Here is a 2,100-nt window from a genome sequence, read left to right as displayed (position 1 = left end):
CGAGCCTTCAGGACAAGGATGAATAGACATGGCGTTCAAGCGCACATCCACGAGCTACGGGCGCTCCCCGCATCCGGAAACGCCCTACCAGAAGGCGGGTCAGGTCTGGGACGAGCGGATCGGTTCTGCGCGCGTCCAGGCGAAGAACTGGCGGCTGATGGCGCTCAGCTGTCTCGGCCTCGCCTTCGGAACATCCGGCGCGCTCATCTGGCGAAGCCTGCAATCGACGGTGACGCCCTATGTGGTGGAGGTGGACGAGACCGGCGCGGCGCGCGCCATCGCGCCCGCCACGGAGCGATACACGCCGAGCGATGCGCAGATCGCGCATCATCTCGCAAATTTCATCGCCCATGTGCGGGGCTTGAGCACCGATCCAGTGGTCGTGCGCGAGAACTGGCTGCGCGCCTATGATTTCGTCACCGACAAGGCCGCCGTCACCCTCAATGAATATGCGCAGGAAAATGATCCCTTCGCCGATGTCGGACGCAAGTCCCGCACGGTCGAGGTGGTGAGCGTCGTGCGGATTTCCGAGGCGAGCTTCCAGACGCGCTGGGTGGAAAAGACCTTCGAGAACGGCGCCCTGATGAAAACGGAGCGCTTCACCGGGCTCTTCTCGGTGGTCACGCAGATCCCGACCGACGCGGCCACGCTGCGCGCCAACCCCCTCGGCCTTTACGTCCACAGCCTCAATTGGGGCCAGGATCTCGACACAGGAGACTGACAATGCTGCGTTCCATGCTCGCCTCATCGGCGCTCGCCCTCACCGCCGCCTGCGCCTCGGCGCCGCCCGCGGCCGACCCTTATCAGCCCGCTGATTTCATCGAGGCGCAGCCCGCCGAAGAGACGGCGGACACGCCGGACCGCATCGTCGAGACGCCGGTTCCCCTCCCCCTTCCAGGCCAGCTCAAACCGGTCGCCGCCAGGGCGGCGCCGGCGCCCTCGGCGCCGCCGGACGAGGCGGTGCGCAAGGGCCGCCAGGCCGCGCTCGTCGAGCCGACCGAGGATGGCTATCTGAATGCGATACAGGTCTATCCGTACACGGAAGGCGCGCTTTACCGGCTCTATGCGAGCCCCGGCCAGGTCTCGGACATCGCACTGCAGCCCGGCGAGACGCTGGTCTCGGTCTCGGCCGGCGACACGGTGCGCTGGGTCGTCGGCGACACGCTGTCGGGATCGGGCGCATCGGAACAGGCGCATATCCTCGTGAAGCCGGTGAGCACGGGACTGCTCACCAATCTGATGATCGCGACCGACCGGCGCACCTATCACCTTGAACTCGAAAGCATCGAGGGCGCCTATATGGCGGCGCTCTCCTGGCGCTATCCCGCCGATGAAATCGCCGCGATCGTGACCCGCGGCGCCTCCGGGGCGAGGCGCGAGACAGCGAGCGTCGAACGCGGCGTTCCGCTGGAGGGCCTGAACTTCGACTACCGCATCAGCGGCGACACCCCCGACTGGCGGCCGGTGCGGGCTTTCGATGACGGCCGCCAGGTCTATATCCAGATGCCGGCTTCGATTGCAGCGAGCGACCTGCCGCCGCTCTTCGTGCTGGGAGAGGATGGCGATGCGGAACTCGTGAACTACCGCGTCCGCGCCAATTACTACATCGTCGACCGCCTGTTCCGCGCCGCCGAACTCCGGCTCGGCGAGAAGGACCAGACCGTGGTGCGGATCAGCCGCACGGCGCCGCGGCGGGGCTTTGCCTCGCTGTTCGGAGGATAATCCCGATGGCCGATCCCGTTCCCTTCGACGAACATGCCGAGCGCCTGAAGATCCGCTCCAGCCCCCGGCCCGTGACCCGCATCAACCGCAAGGCCCTCATGCTCGGCGCCGGGCTGGGCGCGATCGGTCTCTTTGCGGCCGCAAGCATCGCGCTCGCGCCGCCGCGGGCGATCGACCCCGCCGCGCAGCAAGAGGTCTACAATACAAGATCGAAGCGCACGCCTGCCGGTTTCTCCTCGCTCCCGGAGAGCTATACCGACTTGCCACGACCAGAACCCGAAACCATCCGGCTCGGCCCGCCGCTGGCCGGCGATCTCGGCGCCACGGTGCTCGAAGCCGAACGCGGCCTCGGCCTCGAACCGGAATATGCCGACCGCT

2 protein-coding genes and 1 pseudogene are annotated in these 2,100 nt (G+C 67.2%); all 3 read left to right on the top strand.

Annotated features, from left to right (window positions below; all coding sequences use genetic code 11):
• Positions 1-28 precede the first annotated feature (28 nt).
• The gene (gene trbF, locus B8784_RS03570; protein ID WP_084396252.1) at positions 29-721 is read left to right on the top strand and encodes a conjugal transfer protein TrbF; all 693 of its coding nucleotides are present in this window, start codon (positions 29-31) and stop codon (positions 719-721) included.
• Positions 722-723: 2 nt separating this feature from the next.
• Positions 724-1,722, top strand: a complete 999-nt coding sequence (trbG, locus tag B8784_RS03565; RefSeq protein WP_084396251.1) for a P-type conjugative transfer protein TrbG — start codon at positions 724-726, stop codon at positions 1,720-1,722.
• A gap of 5 nt (positions 1,723-1,727) precedes the next feature.
• Positions 1,728-2,100: pseudogene (locus tag B8784_RS03560) on the top strand (TrbI/VirB10 family protein); the annotation flags it as partial.

Origin of the sequence: Henriciella aquimarina (assembly GCF_002088975.1) — a bacterium.
In the GTDB taxonomy this organism is placed as follows: Bacteria; Pseudomonadota; Alphaproteobacteria; order Caulobacterales; family Hyphomonadaceae; genus Henriciella; species Henriciella aquimarina.
The sequence above is the reverse complement of the archived record's forward strand: the minus strand, read 5'-3'. Positions and strand labels throughout refer to the sequence as shown.

What these genes read in the sequence shown, in the direction of transcription:
- trbF (WP_084396252.1), top strand. Translation starts at nt 29, where the DNA reads ATGGCGTTCAAGCGCACATCCACGAGCTACGGGCGCTCCCCGCATCCG.
- trbG (WP_084396251.1), top strand. Translation starts at nt 724, where the DNA reads ATGCTGCGTTCCATGCTCGCCTCATCGGCGCTCGCCCTCACCGCCGCC.